Below are 19564 nucleotides of genomic sequence, written 5' to 3'. Positions count from 1 at the left end.
CGCGGCGACAGGGACTTGTCGCCCGCGACCGGACGCGAGGTATGCTCGAGATCGACGGGAGCGCGGGCGGCGGCCAGCTGCTGCGGTCGGCGATCGCCCTCTCCGTCATCACCGACATGCCGGTCCGGATCGAGGACGTCCGCGGCGCCCGTGAACAGCCGGGGCTGAAGGTCCAACACGCGACCGCCGTCCGCGCCGCCGCGGCGATCGCGAACGCGACGGTCGAGGGCGCGACGTCCGGATCGCGGACCGTCGAGTTCGAACCCGGTCGTCCCTCCGGCGGACGCCACGCGGTCGACATCGGCACTGCCGGCAGTCTCACGCTCCTCTTCGAGACCCTGATCCCGATGGCGGTCGTCGCCGACGCTCCGCTCCGGCTCCGGGCCACCGGCGGTACCGACGTGACGTGGTCGCCGCCGTTCGCGTTTCTCTCCCGCGTGAAGCTTCCCCTGCTTCGGCGGTTCGGTCTCGGTGCGGCCGTCGACCTGGAGCGTCGGGGGTTCTACCCCGAGGGTGGCGGCGCCGCGACGCTGTCGCTGTTCCCGAGCCGAGTCGATCCCGTTCGACTGCCCAAACCGGACGCGACCGACGACGTCGCGACGGTTCACGTATACGCCGTCGCGTCGGAGTCCCTCGCGGACGCCGAGGTGGCGGAGCGAATGGCCGCCACCGTCGACGAGGAACTCACACGGGAGGGACACGACGTTCGAGAGCGTGTGATCGAGTACGCCTCGACGGCAAGCCCCGGCGCGGTCGTCACCGTCCGCGGTGACCTCCCCGGAACCGTTCGCGAGCCAGCCGATGCCGTTCGACCGACGGACGGCGTTTCGGAACCGGGGGAAGGCGTTTTCGAAAGCCGGCCCGCGGTCGGCGTCTCCGCGCTCGGCGAGCCCGGAAAACCCTCCGAGGAAGTCGCTCGCGAGGCCGTCGATCGGTTTCGTGAGTTCGCGGACTCCTTCGGCGCGGTCGATCGACACCTCGGTGACCAGCTGGTGGTACCGCTCGCGCTCGCCGGCGGCGAGGTGGCGGTCCCGACCGTCACCGAACACGTGGCCTCGAGCGTCGATCTGATCGAGCGATTCGGGCTCGAGATCGAGATCGAGAGCCGGGAGGGCGGGACGGACGGGGCGATCCTTCGATCGCCGGGGATCGACTCGGTTTAGCCGTGTGCGTCGACGCCCACACCAGGTTCGAACCTCTCCTCGAACACGAACTGCCTCACCGAACGCGGACGTCGATCTCGGCGTCGGTCTCCTCCGTGACCACGCTTGCGATCCCGGCTCCCAGCCCGTAGGCGACCGATCGGGCCCCGACTTGGAGGCGATCGACGAGACCCCGCTCCGGGGCGAACTCCCGAACCTCGACCGGGCGGTCGAGACGCTCCCCGAGTCGGTCCTCGACGTCCTCGTCGGTCCCGATCGCGTCCACGAGACCCCACTCCTTGGCCTCCTCGCCGAGGAACACACGCGCTTCCGTCTCGCGGACCGTCTCGGGGTCGAGGCCGCGTCCCTCGCTTACGGTCTCGACGAACTGCGCGTACAGGTCGTCGACGATCCCCTGGAGGTACGCGCGCTCCTCGTCGGTCATCTCCGAGAGGGGATTGCCCGCCTCCTTGAACTCCCCGGCGGCGAACTGTTCGTACCGGACCCCGAGCTTCTCCGCCAACTCGGCCGCGTTCGGGCGCGATCCGCGGACGCCGATCGACCCGACGAGGCTCGCCTCGTGGGCCCATATCTCCTCACAGCCCGCGGCGATCCAGTAGCCCCCCGAGGCGCAGACGTCGCCCGCGTGGGCGATCGTGGGACCCTCGAACCGGTCGACCGCTCGTCTGATGTCCTCGCTCGGTAACACCTCCCCGCCCGGCGTGTCGAGCCGGACGAGCAGCGCCTCGACGTTCGGGTCCTCGTCGGCCCGTTCGATCTGCGCTACGATCTCGTCGGCGGTCGCTCCGATCGGCGCGGAAAGCGGTCCCGGACCGCCGCCCTTGCGTACGATCGGACCGTCGACCGCCACCTCGGCGACGTCGTAGTCGTCGAACATCCCCGAGAGAAACGAGCCGCCGATCTTGGCGGTCGCCAGTCCGACGAGGAGCACGAGCAGGACGCCCGCGAGCTCCGTCCCGCCGTCGGGCACCGTGACGAAGAGGAGCCACGCCGCGCCCGCGGCGAACGCCGCGATCGCGAGGGTGCCCGCGACGACGGCGAGGCCACGAAGCCGGTCGATTCGGTCGGTCATACGCCACGGTTCGTCGCCATCGGGTAAAAACCCGCGTCCGCCGTCGCCGCTCGACTCATCGTCTTCGTTCGATCCATCGTCGCCACTCGCCGTGATCGAGCGGGCCGGAGCGCTCGGACCGAACGGATCGAAGAGCCGGGATCGAACGGGTCGAAAAACCGGTAGAACTGGAAGAATCGGAAGAACCGGAAGAATCAGCAGAATCGCGAACTTCGGGGATCCGACGGTCGCGCTCTAGAGAAGCCCCGTCTTCTGGAGCTTCATCAGGTCCTCGGTGTCGAGGGTCTCGCCCTCCTTGAACTTCTGGTAGATCTCCTCGGCCTCCTCCTTCTCCTCCTCGCGCTTCTCGGCGCGCTCGTCCTTGCGCTCCTCCTCCTCCTTCTTGTCGAGTTCACGGAGTCGCTTCTGGACGCGGACGAAGTCCTCGTGGTGTCGGTCGGCCGCCTCCTGGGCCTCGACGAAGAGCTCGTGGACCTCGTCGGCCTCGTCGCGGATGTCGTCGGCCTCGCGGTAGGCCTCGATCATCTGGTTGTGGTGTTCCTGGGCCTTGTCGGCGAGCTCCGTCACCTTCTTGTGGTGTTTCGACGCCTCCGAGCGGACCTCCTCGGCCTCCTCGATGAGGTCCTCCAGCTCGCCGGTGTCCTCCACCTTGTCCTTCTTCTCCGCGAGCTTCTCGCGTTTCTCCTCGATCTCCTCGATGAGCTCGCGCTCGTCCTCCGCGGAGAGCACCTCCGTCTGCTGGCGGAACTCGAGGTCCTCGATCTCCTCTTCGAGCTCCTCGATCGACTTGCCCTCGTTCAACTCGAGGTCCTGTTTCAGTTCCTCGACCTGATCGAAGAGCTCGTTCGCCTCCGCGTTGAGCTCGTTGCGGCTCTCCTTGTGCTCTTGGACCTGCTCGTTGAGCTCGTCGCGCTTCTCGCGGTGTTCCTGTGCCTCGTCGACCTTCTCGCGTGTCTTCGCGTTGAGGTCGTCGCGTTTCGATGCCCGCTCGGAGGCCATCTGGTTCAGCTCATTTCGTCGATCACGGAGCTGGCCCGCGCGTTTGATGAGCTGTCCCTTCGACCCGTTTTCGAGATCGTCCTCCGAAAGGTCGATGTTGTCCGTTTCTTCAAGTGCTTCGATGTCGTACTGCTTGATGACTTCCTGTTTCGTTACCATTTTTTATCACTCCATCACCGCTCCGGATATGGCAGACGCTCGTACCGGTGCGTCCGACCGTGGATAAGAACTCCCGATCATTCGTCGTGCGGTTCCACCAGCGCCGGAGGCGTTCTGGTACTAGCCAATTGTCCCTTACCACATATAAATACTTCGGTGGCTAATCGTGTGAAAATGGCTACCACACCGCCCATATCCTGCGTTTCGGGATATCTCGGTGAAACCACCTGACGGTATAAATGGTTCCCTCTCACATGGGTGCCCTTCACACGCCGAGCGAGGGTTGCTTCTCCGGAGGCAGTACGCGATCCGAACCGCTTTCGGGGGTCGCCACGGAGGCGACGATATGACCGATCTCGTCGAGACGATCGACGCGCACGGACACGAACACGTCCGCGCCGAGCACGCGAGCACCTTCGAGGTGACGAGCGACGACTGGCTCACGCCCGCGGGCGACTGCATCCTCGCGATCGAGGCGACGACGACGCCGGCGGAGTTCGATCCGGCGTTCAAGCGGGCCTGCCGGTGCCACGAGGCGACCATCACGGCGACTATCGTCGTCGAGGACGAGGATCATGTCTACGAGGAGACGATCGTCGGCTCCGGTCATCCCGACCTCACGTTCGCCGGCGATCGCTCGGCCGTCGCGCGCACGAGCACGTACGTGGACGATCGGACGGTGATGGTGGAGGCGGACGCGGCCGCCGCCGACCTCGATCGGGACCTCGTCGCGGCGCTCGCCGACGGCGCCGACTGCACCCTCCGGCTCGCAGTAGACGCGTAGGCTGGCTCAGATATGCTGGTTCATTGATGAAGAGGGATCTGGACCAGCCGCCGACAGCGTCCGTTCGGCGTTTCTAACTCGGAAACGAGAATTACATGAGTCCAAAATGATATTATGGGGGACCATCAATTCGCCGGACATGGTCGTCTGTCCGGACTGTGGCAACCAGGTGGATAGTTCACAGGACTTTTGTAGAAACTGTGGCGAGTCCGTCGGAGACGTAGAGGAGGTTCAGAAAGCTCGGATTCATCTCCGTGATGCCGAGAAATCGATAACCTGTAACAAGATCTCGTATCCCTCCATGGGGGGCAACTGGATTCGTGCATACATGGAAGACAACTCTGTGAGGGTGTATCCCATGGATCGGATCGCGTACGTCGAAGCAAGTCCCGGTTTAGGAAATGCATTTGCCGAGGCTGAACCGGGGAACGTCCAAGTGAAGGAGGTCGATTCGTTCGATAGCCTCAGCCAGATGCTTGGTGGTCTCAAGGACGCACTCTCATAACAATGGGATTTTGTCCAAACTGCGGCAGTGAAATAGAATCCGGTCGGAAGTGCCCGGAATGTGGTCATGTTGATGAAGACTGTCGTAATTGTGGCTCGACGTTCTCCGACGACAGCTGGCTGTGCTCGTCCTGTCAGGTGATTCGCTCATTCTGTCCGGAATGTGGATCCCGACTCGGTGAGGACGGATGTCCGAACTGTGGTGTCAAAAAACCGGCAACCTGCACCCAATGTCGGGCGAAGATCAGTCCGGACGTCACCGAATGTCCGGAGTGTGGGTATGCCCCTGGTGAACGGAAACGAAAGATCGGGACTGGCATCCAAGCGGTTGGGGGGATCGTACTTCTCTATGGCGGTTATGAAGTGGCGACTCTGTTTTCGCAAGTGTCCCAATACGACTCTGCCGGGGCGACGACGTTTGTCGTCATGATCGCTGTCACGTTCCTCGTCTTCGCGGGCGTACTGATCGGAGGGGGAACGTTAGCAAAGAGATCCGCCGGCGATGAAAGTCCGGTCAGCTGATCGTCTTGACATCCTCCCCGCGCTAAAGCGCGAGCATACCTCCGTTCAAAACCCCGCCGCCCCATGCGTGTATCCGTATCCAAACACCGTCAGTCGGCGGACGCGAACCCATTTTTACGAGGCCGACGAACGATCCCCCGATGACCGAGGAACCCGCGGAGAACATAAGCGGCGGTCCCGGCGGCGGCGCCATGCCGGCGTCCTTCGAGCCGGGTGACGGCGACTCGCGTCCGGAGGCGATCGTCGACGAGCTGGGCGAGTTGTACTGGCAGACCGCCTACGGCGGCCGCGACGGGTTCGAGTGTCTCGTCCGGACGATCCTCTCACAGAACACCTCCGACGTCGCGAGCCAGCCCGCCCACGACTCCCTGATGAGCCGGTACGGCCCCGCAGACGAGCTGGCGGAGGCTCTCTCCGAGGCCGACCGCGACGAGCTGGCGGAGACGATCTCCTCGGCCGGCCTCTACAACCGGAAGTCGGAGGTCCTCATCGCGGCCGCCGAGTGGGCGTGCTCGGAGTTCGGATCCACGGCAGACTTCGACGCGTTCGTCGCCGAGGAGGACCCGGAGACGGTCCGCGAGACGCTGCTCTCTCTCGACGGCGTCGGGCCAAAGACCGCGGACTGCGTTCTCCTCTTCGCCGGCGGCCGCGACGGGGTCTTCCCCGTCGACACCCACGTTCACCGCATCGCGAGACGAATGGGGATCGCGCCCCCCGACGCCGACCACGAGGGCGTTCGGGAGGCGCTGGAGGCCGAGATCCCCGAGGAGAAATGTGGGTTCGGCCACACCGCGATGATCCAGTTCGGTCGCGAGTACTGCGGCGCACGAAAGCCGGCGTGTCTCGACGGCCCGGAGGCGTGCCCGCTCTACGATCTGTGTGATCGCGTCGGGATCGACGAGATCGACGGCGAGGTCGTCGATCCGGCCGACGCCTGATGGGGCTGGCGATGAGGTCGTCGATCTCCCGTTCGGATCATCGACCTTCGTTCGAGTCGTCGATCCCTCGTTCGGCTCGTCGATCCCTCGTTCACACCGGAAGGTCGGCGTCCGGATCGACGACCCGATCGACCTCGGGCGGAACCCGCCAGTCCGTCGTCAACTCCAGCAGCTGTGCGAGCATCCTGCCGGTCGCCCCCCAGACGGTGTAGCCCTCGACCGAGAAGAAGTGGATCCGTATGTCCCCGTGTTCGGGATGATCGCGTCGTTCCGACTCGTAGTTCGAGCGGTCCGTGAGTTCCGAGACCGGGAGGAAGACGATCTCCGCGACCTCCCGCTCGTCGGGGACGTACTCGCGGTCCGGAACCTCCGCCACGAACGGCCGGATCGCGTAGCCGGTCACGGTGGTGATGTCGTCGAGTCGTCCCCGGATGCCGGCCTCCGCGGCCGCCAACCCGATCTCCTCGTCGGCCTCCCGAAGCGCGGTATCCCGGAGCGTCTCGTCGCGGGGCTCCCGTCCGCCGCCGGGAAAGCTCATCTGTCCGGGATGCTCGCCGAGGTGGTCCGCACGCTTGGTGAAAAGCAGGTGCGGATCGCCCTCGCGGTGGAGCACGGGAGCGAGGACCGCGGCCTCGCGTTCGCCCTCCGCGGCCGTCACCGGCGTGTGACGTCGTACCCCGGACAGGTCCATGTCGGTCGAAGGGCACCCGGACGCCTTAGTCTTACTCCTCGTCCGTCGCCGCGTCGCTCGTCCCCTCCATCGCGTCCGCGATCCGATCGCGGACGTCGCCGACCTCGACCGGGGCCCAGCTCTCCAGGTCGTAGGTCACCTCGAGGAGGGCCTCCAAGCGCGCGCGGTCGCCGTCCCCGATCGCGGCGTCGACGTCATCGATCACCCGTCGCTCGACGTGCTCGCCCGCCACCTTCCGGTCGATCTCGCGGTCCGGAACGTCGAGGATGTACGGAAGGTCGTCGGCCTTCGGCGGCAACACCGGAAACACGGCCGGACCCGCGATCAGGAGCGTTTCGTCCCCGGTGCCCGGCCCACTCTCGTCGCGGTCGGTGCTTCGGTCCTCGTCGCGGTCAGCGCGTCCGCCCCCGTTGCGATCGGCGTCCTCGATTCCGCCGGCGACGACGTTCCCGTCCGCCTCGAGAGGGACGAGTGCGTACTCGCGAACCGCGTCGTCGATCACGTCCTCGACCGCCGACTCGTCGACCTCGCTCCCGCGTTTGAACGCGAGTTCCGAGAGCGCTCGACGCAGCTCCTCGCGCGTCAGCGCGCCGAACAGGTCGACGATTCCGACGACCTCCTCGCGTGCGGCCCGACTCTCCCCGTCTGCCGGGTCCGAGGTCATTCGGCGACCTCCCGGAGGTCGGCCTCCGCGGCCTCCAGCACCGCCTCCGCGGAGACGGGCGAGTTCCGCCACGGCGGCAGCCGGTCGTCGGGACCGACCGGTCCGATCGCCTCGGCGTACGCCTCGATCTGGTCGCGTTCCGACTCCCGGTCGTAGTCGAACCCGTTGAACGCCGCGTCCGTCGAGTAGGCACGAACGAGCTCGTCCGCGGCCTCGCGATATCGGTCCGGCAGGGTCGTCTCGTCCGGCTCGATCCCCCGATCGAGGAGCGTTCGAAGCGTCGCGTCCACGACGGCCTCGCTCATCTCGGCCAGTCCGGTCGGGCCGCGAACCGACCGGTGGTCGTGCTCGTACCGACCGAGGTCCACCTGCGCGCTCCCGTCGAACCCGCCGTACGCGAAGGCGTCGCCGAGGGTCCCGATCTCGAGGCCCCACCCGCGCTGGATACGGAGCGTCGAAACGAGATCCGCCGTCGCCGCGAACTCCCCGGCGAGCGCGTACCGGAACGATTCGAGGTACTCGACGATCGGATCGGCGTGTTCCTCGGCGAGCGCGCGGACGAGCGGACGGTAGAGGAGCCGAAAGAGCCGCCCGTAGAGTTGCCCGTCCTCGATGCGGGCGTAGTACCCCTTCGAGAAGTCGTACCCCCGCGCGAGCGGAAACAGGAGTCGATTCACGTACGCGGGCGAGTACGTGCGCGTGTCCGCGTCGTGGACCACCACGAACTCCTCCGAGAGCGCGCGGCCCAGGCCGACCCACACGTCCCGCCCCTTGCCGCGGTCGCCGTCGAGACCGTAGTCGGCGAGCAGCCGCTCGAGCCGCGGGCCGTCACACCACACGGTCTCGACGGTGAGATCGAAACCCTGGAGCCACTCGTCGAAGGACCCGGCACGCTCGGCCGGTGCGCGAAGCGGCACGACCACGCGACCGGGATCGACCGACTCGAGGGCCGACAGAACGCGCTCGGCCGCCAGCCCGCCGTACTCCCGTTCGGTCATCGGGACAACCACCGCCGCCCGGTCGGTCGGGGCTTCGGGAGATCCCTCCCCGAGCGCGTGCAGCGTGGTGACGCGCTCTTGTACGTACTCCATCGTTGCATCCCTGGCGGGCGCGGCGGAAAAGCATCCGGATCCGATCGATCGGGTGTTCGATCCCAGTCGATCAGGTGTTCGCTCCCGGTCGATCGGGTGTTCGCTCCCGGTCGATCGGGTGTTCGGATCCAACCGCTCCCGTTCGTCGCCATCCCCGATCTGGTCCCGATCGTGTCAACCGTCGATGACGACCCAGGGCACGGTATTTAACACGTCCGGCGTCCAACGGCGAGGTATGAAGTCGACTCGCAAGGGACTCCGCGACGGCGACCTGCTAAAGGACACGTACGAACGACTCACCTGCGCGAGCTGTGAGAAGACCCTGAAAAAGGAGAACGACCCCGACGAGGTGTTCGCCGTTCGCGTCTGTCCCGAGTGCGGAGCCACCTACAAGGAACTCCGTTAGGACCGTCCTCAAAACCGGAATCGGTCACTCGAAGACCGAGTCGAACGCCGTCGCGCCGAGCGGGTCGAAGGTGCCTGCCGCGACGTTCTCGCGGACGTGATTCGGATCGCTGCTCCCGACGAGCGCGCTCGTTACCCCGGGCGCGCTCCGGGAGAAGTTGATGGCCCGCTGGGCGGGCACGTCCCCTGCGAGCTCCGCGTCGATCGACTCCGGGATCGACTCCGAGAGCGCCCCCTGTCCGATGCTCGCGCTGGTGAAGACGCCCATCCCCGCCCGTCTCGCGCACTCGAGCGTCGACATCCGCGTCTCTCCTGACCCGTCCGGGTCGTCGGGAAGCGGTTGGTTCTTCCGGGTGAACGCGTCCGCCATCGCGACGTTGAAGGGGAGCTGTATCGCCCGTAGCCCGTGGTCGGGCTCCGTCTCGGAGTCGGACGCTTCGCCCATCTCCCCTCCGGAGACCGACGCGACCGCCCTCCGTGCACGCCCCAAGATCGCGGGCAACGAGAGGTACGACTCGTCGCCCTCCGGCACGCGGAAGGCCTCCCAGGAGGCGATCCCGTAGCAGCCGATCTCCCCCGCCAGCCGGCGACGCTCGAGCCGCTCGAAGGCTGCCTCGAGGCGGTCGTAGACGGCCTCCCGAGATCGGACGGCCAGCTGCGTCTCCGGGTTGTGGACGTAGTAGACGTCGATCGTCCCGAGGTCGAGCGCACGCAGCGACCGATCCACCATCGCGTCGATGAACGACGGGCTGATCGCGTGGCTTCCGCGTGCGAGCTCGTCGGCCGAGACCACCCCGGGTTCGACGAACGTCCCGCGGACGTATCCCGCGGGGTCGTCGGGACGGTCTCCGTCGAACGGGACGAACCCGCCCTTGGTCGCCACGAGCACTGACTCCCGGTCGATCCCGCTCTCGCGGATCGCGTCCCCAACCACGCGCTCGGACCGTCCACAGCGGTAGTTCACGGCCGTGTCGACCACGTTGACGCCCGATTCCAGCGCGAGCCGGATCGATCGCCTGTAGCGCTCGTCGACGGCGGCGGTCGGCTCGCCGAGGTACGTGCCGATGCCGACGCTCGAGACCACGCCCGGCCCGAACCGGCGAAAGTACGTCCGCCCGAAGGAGTCGCCGAACCGGTTCCGGTAGCGCCAGGTCCCCTCGCGTGTCGCCATACGTGGGATACGGCTCCCTCGAGGTATAACCGCCACGACCGATCGCTTATGCTTCGCGCCGTGGGATCGCCGATCGTGTCCCTCCACGACGACGTTCGCGCCCTCCTTCGAGGCGGCCGCTCCCTCCTTCGAGCGATCGAAACCGCCCTCCTTGCACCCCGTCGGTTCTTCGCCGAGTCCCCGCATCGCGACTCCCTCGGCGCGGCCGTCGCGATCGTCGTGTTCGTCGCGGCCGCCGTGACCCTCGGGATCGTGCTGCTCGGCGGCATTCTCGAGGCGACGGTCGACGCGACCGTGACGATCGACAATCCCGACCGCCCTGACGGCTGGGTTTGTGAGCGACTCGGGAACGACACGGACGCGCCGATGTACGACGCCTGCCAGGAACCGGCGCGGATCGACCGGGACCTCGGAACGATGCTCCGGGAGGCCACCGGCGAGTTCCTCCACTACGGCTTCCTCGGGGTCGGCATCTGGTGGCTCGTGGCCGGCGGCATCGTCCACGTCGGCGCCCGTCTCGCCGGCGGACGGGGGTCGATCGGCGAGTCGCTCTCGGTCGCGGCCTGGGCCCTCCTCCCGGAGCTGTTCCGGCTTGCCGTCGGCCTCGTCGGAATCTACTACGCGCTCTCCGAAACGACGGTCCGAGCGACCTCGCCCGAGGGGTTCCGGGAGGAACTGCTCTCGGCCTTCGCCGCGATCGAGGGTCCCCTCCTCGTCGCGTCGCTTCTCACCATCGCCTGGCAGTGGTGGATCCTCCGGGGCGGGATCGCCGAACGGCACGATCTCTCGACGGCGGCCGCCGGGGGCGTGGCGGGGGTATTCGCCGTGATCACCGTCCTGCTTGTGTCCTGACCGGCGTTCGATCCCGATCACGTCCGAACGCCGTCCGATCTTGCTCACGGCTCGACCGGAGTTCGCCCCCGATCGTCGATCGGCGAGAATTTACTACCCCGGTGTCTCTCGTCGGGATATGATACTCTCAGACGTCGACATCCTCCGCCGTCTCGAGGACGGCGATCTCGCGATCGACCCGATCGACGACGTCGACCAGCAGGTACAGCCGGCGAGCGTCGACCTCCGGCTCGGCGAGCGGTTCCTCGAGTTCCAGCGGGCGAACATTCCGTGCATCCACCCGACCCGCGCGGACGAGGTGGGCGACTACGTCACGGAGACGTTCGTCGAGGAGGGCGAGGAGTTCGTCCTCCACCCCGGCGACTTCGTGCTCGGGACGACGAAGGAGCGCGTGGCGATCCCCGACGACCTCGTCGCCCACGTCGAGGGACGGTCCTCGCTCGGCCGGCTCGCGATCGTCGTTCACGCGACCGCGGGGCTCGCGGACCCCGGCTACGAGGGACAGATCACCCTCGAGCTGTCGAATCTGGGCACGGCGCCGGTGGCGCTTTCCCCCGGAATGCGCGTCTCCCAGCTCACCTTCACCGAACTCACCTCGCCCGCCGACCGCCCCTACGGCGAGGAGCGCGGATCGAAGTATCAAGGCCAGGACGGCCCGCAGGCGTCCCGGATCGGCGACGATCCGGAGTTCGACGACGAGCCGTCGGAGTCGGAGGGGGAGGAGGACCGATAGCCGATGAAGTTCATCGAGGAGATCGTCGTCGAGGAGTTCCTTCCCACGATCCGTGCGATGCTCGCCGAGGACCTCCGCGACCGCGGCTTCACCCAACACGAGGTCGCGGAGGCGCTCGGCATCTCCCAGTCGGCGGTCTCGAAGTACGCCCACGGCGACGTCGCTCGCCACGACCGCATCGTCGCGGACGAGCGCGTCCGCGAACTCGTCGACCGGATCGGGGAGGGGCTCGCCGCCGGCGACGTGAGCCGTGTCGCCGCCCTCGTCGAGATCGAGATCCTGATCCGGCAACTCGAGGAGGACGACCTCCTCGCCGACCTCCACGAGGAGGCGATGCCGAAGCTGGCCGACGCGAACGTCGAGTTCGCCGTCCACGACCCGGACAACGCGCTCCGCGAGCGCGAACGCGTGCTCGCGTCGGTCCGGCGCGGACTCCGGACTCTGCGGAACGCCTCCGGCTTCGCGGCGCTCATCCCGAACGTCGGCGCCAACGTCGTCGAGGCGCTCCCGGACGCGGAGACGATCGACGACGTGGCCGGCGTCCCGGGGCGACTAGTGGACGTGAAGGGGCGGGCGATGGTCCCCGGCGAGCCCGAGTTCGGCGTGAGCGAGCACGTCGCCTCCGTTCTCCTCGCCGCGCGCGCGGCCGGCGTTCCGGCGCGCGGTGCGGTCAACGTGCGATACGATCCGGACCTCCTCGAGGCGATGGGCACGGAGTACGAGACGATCGAGTTCGACGCCGAGGAGCACTCCCCGACCGCGGTGCGCGCCGCCCTGGAGGGCCGGGACGTCGACGTCCCGGTCGTGTTGTACCAAACCGGCGCGGTCGGCGTCGAGCCGATCGTCTACGTGCTCGCGGGCGACGCCGTCGAGGCCGCCCGGATCGTTCGCGAGTATCTCTAACCCCGTTCGCGAGCACCGCCACCCTCCGGTACCTCCCGCCCCTCCGCTGGTGTCCGGCTATTCGTCCTCGGCCAACTCTGCGCGAAGCGCCCGGTTCATCGCCTCGACCGGCGCGTCCTCGCCGGTCCAGATCTCGAGCGCCTCGACGCCCTGAAACAGCAGCATCCACGCGCCGTCGATCGTCCTCGCGCCCGCCGCGTCCGCCTCGCGGAGGAGCCGCGTCTCGATCGGCGAGTAGACGGCGTCAAGCACGGCGAGGTCTTCGGAGAGCAGCTCCGCGTCGACGGGCGTCTCGTCCGACTCCATCCCGACGCTCGTCGCGTTCACGAGCACGTCCGCCTCGGGGACGCGGGCCGCGAGCGTCTCCAGCCCGCCGCCGGTGGCTCCCGGAACCTCCTCGGCCAGCGCCTCCGCCCGCTCCGCGGTGCGGTTCGCGACGTGGACGCTCGCTCCGGCGTCCGCGAGCGCGAAGGCGACCGCCCGTCCCGCGCCCCCCGCACCGACCACGACCGCCTCGGCCTCCGAAAGCGTCACGTCGTGGTGGGCGAACGCACGCCGAACGCCGGCCGCGTCCGTGTTGTACCCGCGCGGACGCGGCGCTTCCGGGTTCGGTCCGCTCCCGCCGTCGTCACCCGGTTCCCCTTCCGCCGAGGCGAAGTCGATCGTGTTCACGGCGCCGATACGGGCGGCGAGGTCGTCCGTCTCGACGTGTTCGAGGACGTCGCGTTTGAACGGGATCGTCACGTTGAGGCCGCGAACGCCGAGCGCGCTCGCGCCGGTGATCGCCTCTCCGGCCGCGTCCGGGGCCGGCTCGAAGGTCACGTACCGCGCGTCGAGTCCCAACTCCTCGTAGGCCGCCTCGTGCATCGGGGGCGAAAGCGAGTGTTCGACCGGGTTGCCGATCAGGCCGTAAACGTCCATACGAATCGGGTCGGCTCCCGGAGCAAAAATCCGCCGGGTCGGAGCCGATCGGTCGTCTCGACTGATTCTACTGACGCCCCGCGTTGACCGCGACCACCGGAACCGCACAGCGTCTGATCAGCCGCTCGGCCGTGCTCCCGATGAGGTAGCGGTCGAGGCCGGTTCGCCCGTGGGTTCCCATCGCGACGAGATCCACGTCGTGTTCGTCGACGTACTCCAGCAGGATCGAGCCGGGCGAGCCGTTCGGAACCGACCCCACGGCGTCGATTCCGCGCTCCTCGGCTCGCGCCAGGATGTCGTCGACCGCCTCCTTCGCGTTCCCGGTGAGGTGTTCCCGGAGTTCCGCGATCCGGGTGTACTCCGGATTGGTCTCGAGACCACGGACGCTCACGACGCTGACGGCGTGCACGCGAGCGCCCGTTCGCTCCGCGATCGCCAGCCCGTGCTCGACGGCGACCTCGGCGGCCTCGCTCCCGTCCGTCGGCACGAGGACGTCGTCGTATCCTCGCTCCGGATCGCTCTCGACGGTTGCGCGGGTCGTCAACACCGGCGTCTCCGAGAGGCGGACGACGCGTTCGGTCACGCTTCCGGCGATGTAGCGGTTCACGCCCGTGCGACCGTGGGTCCCCATCGCGAGGAGGTCGGCACCGACCTCCTCGGCGTGTTCGAGTATCGTCTCGGAGGGCTCGCCGCGGACGACCGCCGTCGAGATCTCGGCGTCGTACCGCCCCTCGATCGCGTCAGCGGCCGCCTCGAGCACGTTCCGTCCCTCCTCCTCGATGCGGCGGACGAACTCCCCGTCGACGCCGCCCGCGTTGAACAGCCCGCCCGCGGACTGGACGTCAGCCACGTTGAGCAGGTGGAGGTCCGCGTCGAACGCCCCGGCGAGGCGGCTCCCGTGTTCCGCGGCTCTGATCGCGTGTTCGCTCCCGTCGACCGGGATCAGGATGGTCTCGTACATGGCCTGTATGAAGCAGTTCCACGTTCGATGATAAATAACCGGACGGCGGTTCACGGGAGACCGGGTCCTCGATGGGACCAGCGTTCCCGATCCGCTCCGGACTCTGCGTGGGAGAACACGCACGACCGCCTGACCCGGGTTTAATGTCCCGGGCGGGTGTAGTTGCCGGCAATGACCCGAACGGGTACCTTTGAGGTGTACCGGGACAACGCCGGCGAGTGGCGCTGGCGGCTCGTCGCGTCGAACGGCAACATCGTCGCCGACAGCGGCGAGGGATACCGATCCAAGCAGGGAGCCAAACGCGGGATCGAGAGCGTCAAGCGAATCTCCCCGGACGCCGCGGTCGAGATCCTCGACGAGGGGTGAGGAAGTCCTCGATTTTGGAACGCGGGATGGACCCGAAACGGCTCGATCCTTCCGCTTTGAGCCGTCTGCGTGGAAGATCATCCGAAAGCCGGTGAGGGCCGTGATCGGGTCGTTCGGCCACGGAAACGTCCGGATGCGGTCGATCACGGCACATCTTGTGTATTATATGTGGGGACGTTGTGGGTCGAGGTGATTCGATGACATCGGGACGCACTACCAAGCACGCGAACCGTCTCCCGGGCCGGCGTGGTGTTCAGCCTCGATCGAAACGAGGTGACGAACCCTCGTCGATCCGAGGAGACGATCGCCGATGAAGGGAGACGATCGCCGATGAGACGGCAGGCCCTGCAGGCGCTCGCGGGGGCGGCCGCCTTGACCGTTCCGTGGGTCGCGGTCTGGATCGCGACGACGGTGCTCCCGGCGTTGGGTTATGCGGCACCCGCGGCGCTCGCGGGGCTCTCCACGCTCGCGATCGTCGCGATAAGCGGGATCTCGGTCCTGGGTGCGGCCTTCCTGCTCGCGTGGGCCGCGGAGACCGCGGAGAAGGACGTCCCGAGAGCCTTCGCCATCGCGGTCCTTGCCGTGCTCGCGGTCGCTCCCGAGTACGCCGTCGACGCGCTGTACGCCTGGAACGCCGGCATCTACGCGGGGACCGAACGCGGCATCGAGGCCGGCAACCTCGCGGTGGCGAACATGACCGGCGCGAACCGGATCCTGATCGGGATCGGGTGGGCCGGGATCGCCCTGTTTACCATCTATCGGCGGGGATCCGATGCCGATCCGGCCGTCGAACGGCGAAGCGGTTTCCTCGCCGATGCCGTCTCGATCGACCGCGACATCGGGCTCGACATCGTCTTCCTCCTGCTCGCGACGTGCTGGGCGTTCCTCATTCCGCTGAACGGCGGCATCGACGTTCTCGACATGCTGATTCTCGTCGGTATCTACGTCGCCTACATCGCGATCATTCTCCGCGGCGAGATCGATCCCGCGGAGGAACACGTCGGCGTCCCGGCGTACCTCCAGACGTTCTCGAAACCCGGCCGGGTCGCGACCGTCGTTCTGCTTTTCGCCTACTCCGGATTGATGATCTTCACCGCCGTCGAGCCCTTCGCCCACGGACTCGAGGAGATCGGCCAGGACATCGGCGTCCCCTCCTTCTTCATGATCCAGTGGGTCGCGCCGCTGGCCTCCGAGTCGCCGGAGCTCATCGTCGTCCTCTACCTCGTGAACAAGGCCCGATCGACGGCGGGGTTCAACGCGCTCATCTCCTCGAAGCTCAACCAGTGGACGCTGCTCATCGGAACCCTCGTCGTCGTCCACTCGCTCGCGCTCGGTCGGTACGGCGTCCTCGCCTTCGACGCGCGACAGGCCGCCGAGATCTGGCTCACGGCCGCCCAGTCCTTCTTCGCGATCACGATACTGCTCAACTTCGAGATCTCCGCACGGGAGGGCGTGATGCTGTTGGTGCTTTTCCTCTCGCAGGTCGTCTCGGAGTTCCTGATCATCCGCGACGTGCTCGTGTTGCCGGTCACGAGCCACGAGCTGCTGCTCGTCTACAGCGGGGTGTACGTCCTGCTCGGCACCGTGCTCCTCGTCTCGCGGCGACGGGAGTTCAGCCGGCTCCTCTCGAGGACCGGCGGAACGATACGCGAGGCCGTGTCGGCCGGCGGATCCGGGACTCCGAGGGGCGACGACTGACGCTCCTGGATGACGAGCCGGATCGACGACTATTCGGCCGTGACCCTCCGACGTCCGATCGTGATCGCGATCGTCGTCAGTCGAGCCGACCGCGCCTCCGAACACGTCGGCGACCGGCTGTTGGAGATCGGCGAGTGGGAACAGACGACGGACGAGTCCGTTCCGGACGCGGCGGGCGGCGGGACGGTCCATCGCCGTCCGGGCGCCGAGATGCGGACCTTCGAGGACCTCCACATCCACCTCGAGGATCCCGCGGCCCCCTTCGAGGCGACCGGCCGCGACCTCGACCTCCTCGTCTTCGTCTCGAGACACGCCGGCGAGACCGGACCACTCTTGACCGCCCACTTCACGGGGAACTTCGGGCCGGCCGAGTACGGCGGGACGGAGGGCGGGCTCGCCCGCGCCGCCCCGGCTGCGCAAAAGCACCTGTTCCACTCGTTCCGCGAACACGCCCCGCCGGAGTACGACGTCGGTATCGAGTGTACCCACCACGGGCCGAGCGACGTCGGCGTCCCGTCGCTGTTCGCGGAGCTCGGGTCGGGGGACGATCAGTGGGACGACCCGGACGGCGCCCGCGCCGTGGCCCGTTCCGTCCTCGATCTGATCGAGGACCACGATCGATCGGGCGACGTCTCTCCGGCCGATGTCTCTCCGGCCGACGTCTCTCCGACCGACGCACCTTCGACCGACCTCCGCGGTGACGACGGGGCCTCCCGACACGTCGTCGGGTTCGGCGGCGGCCATTACGCGCCGAAGTTCACGCGGATCGTGGCGGAGACCGACTGGGGCGTCGGACACGTCGGCTCCGACTGGCAGCTCACCGAGATGGGGTCGCCGGAGCGAAACCGCGACGTCGTCTCGCGCGCGTTCGAGGCGAGCGACGCCGACCACGCCGTGATCGAGGGCGAGAAACCCGACCTCGAGGCGACCGTCGAGGACCTCGGGCACCGCGTCATCTCCGAGACGTGGGTTCGCGAGGTCGGCGATCGTCCCCTCCGGCTGGTCGAGGCGCTCGAGGACGCGATCGCGTCGGTCGAGGAGGGGCTTCGATTCGGCGAGGTGGTTCCGGACGGTCCCCCGGGGAACGCGGAGCGAACGGGCGCCGTAGGCGACCGCCCGTTCATCGTCCACGAGCTTCCCGGCGACCTCCTCACGCGGGCGCAGGGGATCGACCACGATGCGGCGCGCGCGGCGATCGAGGAACACGCGATCGCCTTCGAGACGGCGGAGGGCGGGACGCGGGCGGCGGGAGCGCTCGCCGTCACCGATCGCGATGCTCTCGACGCGCTCGTCGAATCGCTCGCCGAGATCCTCAGGGAACGGTTCGAGGAGGTCGACGTCCGATCGGACGCGGTCGTCGCGCGCGAGACGGGCTTCGATCCCGAACTCGCGGCCGACCGGGGCGTTCCCGAGGGACCCAAGTTCGGCGCCCTGGCCGCGGGAAATCCGGTCGAGATCGACGGCCGGACGATCGAACCCGATGCGGTCTCTCGCGAGCACGAGGAGCGCTTCCCGATCTGAACTCCGCCCTTCGATCTGAGCTCCGATCGCCGATCTGAATTCCGATCCGGGCTGGCTCCGTCCTCCCGATTCGCTCGATCCCCCGCAATTCGGTCGAAACGCCCCCTCAGCGTCAGACGAAGGTCCGACGAATGGGGAAAGGTAATTAACCTCGCTGTATAACCCTTCGCCAATATGGACTCCATCGTTGAGGACGCGATCGACGAGGCCGAGGAATCCGGATCCGGCGGCTCCGGGGACTCCGCCGGACAGGACACAGCCGACGCCGGAGGAACCGGCGCTTCGGGCGCCGCCTCCCGAACCGGAACCATGACCGACGACGAGCTGCAGGACGTCCTTCAGGACCTGCAGACGAACATCACGGTCGTCGGCTGCGGCGGCGCCGGCGGCAACACCGTCAACCGAATGAAGGAGGAGGGGATCCACGGCGCGAAGCTCGTCGCGGCGAACACCGACGTCCAGCACCTCGTCAACATCGAGGCCGACACGAAGATCCTGATGGGCCAACAGAAGACGCAGGGTCGCGGCGCCGGCTCGCTGCCGCAGGTCGGCGAGGAGGCCGCCATCGAGTCCCAAGAGGAGATCTACGACTCCATCGAGGGCTCGGACATGGTCTTCGTCACCGCCGGACTCGGCGGCGGGACCGGAACCGGCTCCGCGCCGGTGGTCGCGAAGGCCGCCCGCGAGTCCGGCGCGCTCACGATCGCGATCGTCACGACCCCGTTCACCGCCGAGGGCGAGGTCCGGCGCACGAACGCCGAGGCCGGCCTCGAGCGCCTCCGTGACGTCGCCGACACCGTCATCGTCGTCCCCAACGATCGCCTCCTCGACGCCGTCGGCAAGCTCCCCGTCCGCCAGGCCTTCAAGGTCTCCGATGAGGTCCTCATGCGCTCGGTCAAGGGCATCACCGAACTGATCACCAAACCCGGCCTCGTCAACCTCGACTTCGCCGACGTCCGCACCGTGATGGAGAAGGGCGGCGTCGCGATGATCGGCCTCGGCGAGTCCGACTCCGACTCGAAGGCGCAGGACTCCGTGAAGTCGGCGCTTCGGTCGCCGCTCCTCGACGTCGACATCTCCGGGGCGAACTCCGCGCTCGTCAACGTCACCGGCGGCAGCGACATGAGCATCGAGGAGGCCGAGGGCGTCGTCGAGGAGATCTACGACCGCATCGACCCCGACGCGCGCATCATCTGGGGCACCTCCGTCGACGAGGAGATCGAGGGACAGATGCGAACCATGATCGTCGTCACGGGCGTCGAATCGCCCCAGATATACGGCCGCAACGGCGAGGAGGCTCCCCAACCCGAGATGGCGGACGAGCCGGTCGACCAGCAGGTCGACGACATCGACTACGTCGAGTAGCCGCGATCGTTGCGACCGGTCCCTCGACGGCCGGCTTCGATCGGTCGTGTTCTCCTTTCGACCGCAACCACGCTCGGTCGC

Annotated in this window: 20 protein-coding genes; 12 read left to right on the top strand and 8 right to left on the bottom strand. The window is 67.7% G+C overall.

Going from position 1 to position 19564, the window contains the following annotated elements; translation table 11 throughout:
• Positions 1-41 precede the first annotated feature (41 nt).
• Positions 42-1163: an RNA 3'-terminal phosphate cyclase gene (gene rtcA / locus ACFQE9_RS00455; RefSeq protein WP_379738825.1), complete on the top strand. Its 1122-nt coding sequence runs from the start codon at positions 42-44 to the stop codon at positions 1161-1163.
• Positions 1164-1218: 55 nt separating this feature from the next.
• Here the strand turns inward: rtcA and sppA are convergent, their stop codons facing one another.
• Positions 1219-2235: a signal peptide peptidase SppA gene (sppA, locus tag ACFQE9_RS00450; protein WP_379738822.1), complete on the bottom strand. Its 1017-nt coding sequence runs from the start codon at positions 2233-2235 to the stop codon at positions 1219-1221.
• Positions 2236-2469: 234 nt separating this feature from the next.
• Entirely contained in the window at positions 2470-3393 is a 924-nt protein-coding gene (locus ACFQE9_RS00445; protein ID WP_379738819.1) for a coiled-coil protein, read from the bottom strand.
• 346 nt (positions 3394-3739) lie between these two features.
• Between ACFQE9_RS00445 and ACFQE9_RS00440 the strand changes: the two genes are divergently transcribed.
• From ACFQE9_RS00440 to ACFQE9_RS00430, 3 genes are all read left to right on the top strand, one after another.
• Complete coding sequence (locus ACFQE9_RS00440; protein ID WP_379738816.1) at positions 3740-4177, top strand: DUF371 domain-containing protein; 438 nt, start codon at positions 3740-3742, stop codon at positions 4175-4177.
• Positions 4178-4316: 139 nt separating this feature from the next.
• Complete coding sequence (locus ACFQE9_RS00435) at positions 4317-4682, top strand: zinc-ribbon domain-containing protein (protein WP_379738813.1); 366 nt, start codon at positions 4317-4319, stop codon at positions 4680-4682.
• 661 nt (positions 4683-5343) lie between these two features.
• Complete coding sequence (locus tag ACFQE9_RS00430; protein ID WP_379738810.1) at positions 5344-6141, top strand: endonuclease III domain-containing protein; 798 nt, start codon at positions 5344-5346, stop codon at positions 6139-6141.
• Between the two features lie 91 nt (positions 6142-6232).
• Here ACFQE9_RS00430 and ACFQE9_RS00425 read toward each other — a convergent pair whose 3' ends face one another.
• From ACFQE9_RS00425 to ACFQE9_RS00415, 3 genes are read right to left on the bottom strand one after another with little or no spacing between them, the layout of a single operon-like run.
• Positions 6233-6832 (bottom strand): NUDIX hydrolase, encoded by a 600-nt coding sequence (locus ACFQE9_RS00425; protein ID WP_379738808.1) that lies wholly within the window; start codon positions 6830-6832, stop codon positions 6233-6235.
• Between the two features lie 31 nt (positions 6833-6863).
• Positions 6864-7496 (bottom strand): DUF7109 family protein, encoded by a 633-nt coding sequence (locus tag ACFQE9_RS00420; RefSeq protein ID WP_379738805.1) that lies wholly within the window; start codon positions 7494-7496, stop codon positions 6864-6866.
• Positions 7493-8587, bottom strand: coding sequence for a glycosyltransferase family protein (locus tag ACFQE9_RS00415; protein ID WP_379738802.1), 1095 nt, complete (start codon positions 8585-8587; stop codon positions 7493-7495). The genes ACFQE9_RS00420 and ACFQE9_RS00415 overlap by 4 nt, the downstream gene beginning before the upstream one ends.
• Before the next feature lie 235 nt (positions 8588-8822).
• Between ACFQE9_RS00415 and ACFQE9_RS00410 the strand changes: the two genes are divergently transcribed.
• Positions 8823-8993: an HVO_0758 family zinc finger protein gene (locus ACFQE9_RS00410; RefSeq protein ID WP_379738799.1), complete on the top strand. Its 171-nt coding sequence runs from the start codon at positions 8823-8825 to the stop codon at positions 8991-8993.
• 24 nt (positions 8994-9017) lie between these two features.
• Here ACFQE9_RS00410 and ACFQE9_RS00405 read toward each other — a convergent pair whose 3' ends face one another.
• Positions 9018-10163 carry an aldo/keto reductase gene (locus tag ACFQE9_RS00405; protein WP_379738797.1) on the bottom strand — a complete coding sequence of 382 codons (1146 nt, stop codon included), beginning with the start codon at positions 10161-10163 and terminating at the stop codon, positions 9018-9020.
• A 75-nt stretch (positions 10164-10238) separates the two neighbouring features.
• Here ACFQE9_RS00405 and ACFQE9_RS00400 point away from each other — a divergent pair, with 75 nt between their 5' ends.
• The 3 genes from ACFQE9_RS00400 (at position 10239) to ACFQE9_RS00390 (ending at position 12651) form a co-directional block, all read left to right on the top strand.
• Entirely contained in the window at positions 10239-11015 is a 777-nt protein-coding gene (locus ACFQE9_RS00400) for a Yip1 family protein (RefSeq protein WP_379738794.1), read from the top strand.
• Positions 11016-11133: 118 nt separating this feature from the next.
• A complete protein-coding gene (dcd, locus tag ACFQE9_RS00395; protein WP_379738791.1) occupies positions 11134-11748 on the top strand; it encodes a dCTP deaminase in 615 nt (204 codons plus the stop codon).
• Between the two features lie 3 nt (positions 11749-11751).
• On the top strand, positions 11752-12651 hold the full coding sequence (locus ACFQE9_RS00390) for a thiamine-phosphate synthase family protein (protein WP_379738788.1): 900 nt from the start codon (positions 11752-11754) through the stop codon (positions 12649-12651).
• Between the two features lie 57 nt (positions 12652-12708).
• On the opposite strand, the gene ACFQE9_RS00385 is transcribed toward ACFQE9_RS00390, so the two are convergent.
• Positions 12709-13572, bottom strand: a complete 864-nt coding sequence (locus ACFQE9_RS00385) for a shikimate dehydrogenase family protein (RefSeq protein ID WP_379738785.1) — start codon at positions 13570-13572, stop codon at positions 12709-12711.
• Positions 13573-13639: 67 nt separating this feature from the next.
• On the bottom strand, positions 13640-14533 hold the full coding sequence (locus ACFQE9_RS00380) for a universal stress protein (protein WP_379738782.1): 894 nt from the start codon (positions 14531-14533) through the stop codon (positions 13640-13642).
• Between the two features lie 171 nt (positions 14534-14704).
• Between ACFQE9_RS00380 and ACFQE9_RS00375 the strand changes: the two genes are divergently transcribed.
• From ACFQE9_RS00375 to ftsZ, 4 genes are all read left to right on the top strand, one after another.
• Complete coding sequence (locus tag ACFQE9_RS00375) at positions 14705-14899, top strand: HVO_2922 family protein (RefSeq protein WP_379738779.1); 195 nt, start codon at positions 14705-14707, stop codon at positions 14897-14899.
• 330 nt (positions 14900-15229) lie between these two features.
• Positions 15230-16597 carry a sodium:calcium antiporter gene (locus ACFQE9_RS00370; RefSeq protein WP_379738777.1) on the top strand — a complete coding sequence of 456 codons (1368 nt, stop codon included), beginning with the start codon at positions 15230-15232 and terminating at the stop codon, positions 16595-16597.
• A 60-nt stretch (positions 16598-16657) separates the two neighbouring features.
• Positions 16658-18118: a D-aminoacyl-tRNA deacylase gene (locus ACFQE9_RS00365; protein ID WP_379739222.1), complete on the top strand. Its 1461-nt coding sequence runs from the start codon at positions 16658-16660 to the stop codon at positions 18116-18118.
• 174 nt (positions 18119-18292) lie between these two features.
• A complete protein-coding gene (gene ftsZ / locus ACFQE9_RS00360; protein ID WP_379738774.1) occupies positions 18293-19483 on the top strand; it encodes a cell division protein FtsZ in 1191 nt (396 codons plus the stop codon).
• Positions 19484-19564 lie beyond the last annotated feature (81 nt).

The sequence above is a fragment of the Halopenitus salinus genome, assembly GCF_042662125.1.
In the GTDB taxonomy this organism is placed as follows: domain Archaea; phylum Halobacteriota; class Halobacteria; order Halobacteriales; family Haloferacaceae; genus Halopenitus; species Halopenitus salinus.
Note: the sequence above shows the minus strand (reverse complement) of the source record. Positions and strands in the feature narration are given on the sequence as shown.

Excerpts from the sequence above, each read along its gene's own strand:
- ACFQE9_RS00385 (WP_379738785.1), bottom strand. The coding sequence starts at position 13,572 with ATGGACGTTTACGGCCTGATCGGCAACCCGGTCGAACACTCGCTTTCG.
- ACFQE9_RS00380 (WP_379738782.1), bottom strand. The coding sequence starts at position 14,533 with ATGTACGAGACCATCCTGATCCCGGTCGACGGGAGCGAACACGCGATC.
- ACFQE9_RS00425 (WP_379738808.1), bottom strand. The coding sequence starts at position 6,832 with ATGGACCTGTCCGGGGTACGACGTCACACGCCGGTGACGGCCGCGGAG.
- ACFQE9_RS00405 (WP_379738797.1), bottom strand. The coding sequence starts at position 10,163 with ATGGCGACACGCGAGGGGACCTGGCGCTACCGGAACCGGTTCGGCGAC.
- sppA (WP_379738822.1), bottom strand. The coding sequence starts at position 2,235 with ATGACCGACCGAATCGACCGGCTTCGTGGCCTCGCCGTCGTCGCGGGC.
- ACFQE9_RS00390 (WP_379738788.1), top strand. The coding sequence starts at position 11,752 with ATGAAGTTCATCGAGGAGATCGTCGTCGAGGAGTTCCTTCCCACGATC.
- ACFQE9_RS00435 (WP_379738813.1), top strand. The coding sequence starts at position 4,317 with ATGGTCGTCTGTCCGGACTGTGGCAACCAGGTGGATAGTTCACAGGAC.
- ACFQE9_RS00410 (WP_379738799.1), top strand. The coding sequence starts at position 8,823 with ATGAAGTCGACTCGCAAGGGACTCCGCGACGGCGACCTGCTAAAGGAC.
- ACFQE9_RS00430 (WP_379738810.1), top strand. The coding sequence starts at position 5,344 with ATGACCGAGGAACCCGCGGAGAACATAAGCGGCGGTCCCGGCGGCGGC.
- ACFQE9_RS00370 (WP_379738777.1), top strand. The coding sequence starts at position 15,230 with ATGAGACGGCAGGCCCTGCAGGCGCTCGCGGGGGCGGCCGCCTTGACC.
- ACFQE9_RS00420 (WP_379738805.1), bottom strand. The coding sequence starts at position 7,496 with ATGACCTCGGACCCGGCAGACGGGGAGAGTCGGGCCGCACGCGAGGAG.
- ftsZ (WP_379738774.1), top strand. The coding sequence starts at position 18,293 with ATGGACTCCATCGTTGAGGACGCGATCGACGAGGCCGAGGAATCCGGA.
- ACFQE9_RS00415 (WP_379738802.1), bottom strand. The coding sequence starts at position 8,587 with ATGGAGTACGTACAAGAGCGCGTCACCACGCTGCACGCGCTCGGGGAG.
- dcd (WP_379738791.1), top strand. The coding sequence starts at position 11,134 with ATGATACTCTCAGACGTCGACATCCTCCGCCGTCTCGAGGACGGCGAT.
- ACFQE9_RS00375 (WP_379738779.1), top strand. The coding sequence starts at position 14,705 with ATGACCCGAACGGGTACCTTTGAGGTGTACCGGGACAACGCCGGCGAG.
- ACFQE9_RS00440 (WP_379738816.1), top strand. The coding sequence starts at position 3,740 with ATGACCGATCTCGTCGAGACGATCGACGCGCACGGACACGAACACGTC.
- rtcA (WP_379738825.1), top strand. The coding sequence starts at position 42 with ATGCTCGAGATCGACGGGAGCGCGGGCGGCGGCCAGCTGCTGCGGTCG.
- ACFQE9_RS00445 (WP_379738819.1), bottom strand. The coding sequence starts at position 3,393 with ATGGTAACGAAACAGGAAGTCATCAAGCAGTACGACATCGAAGCACTT.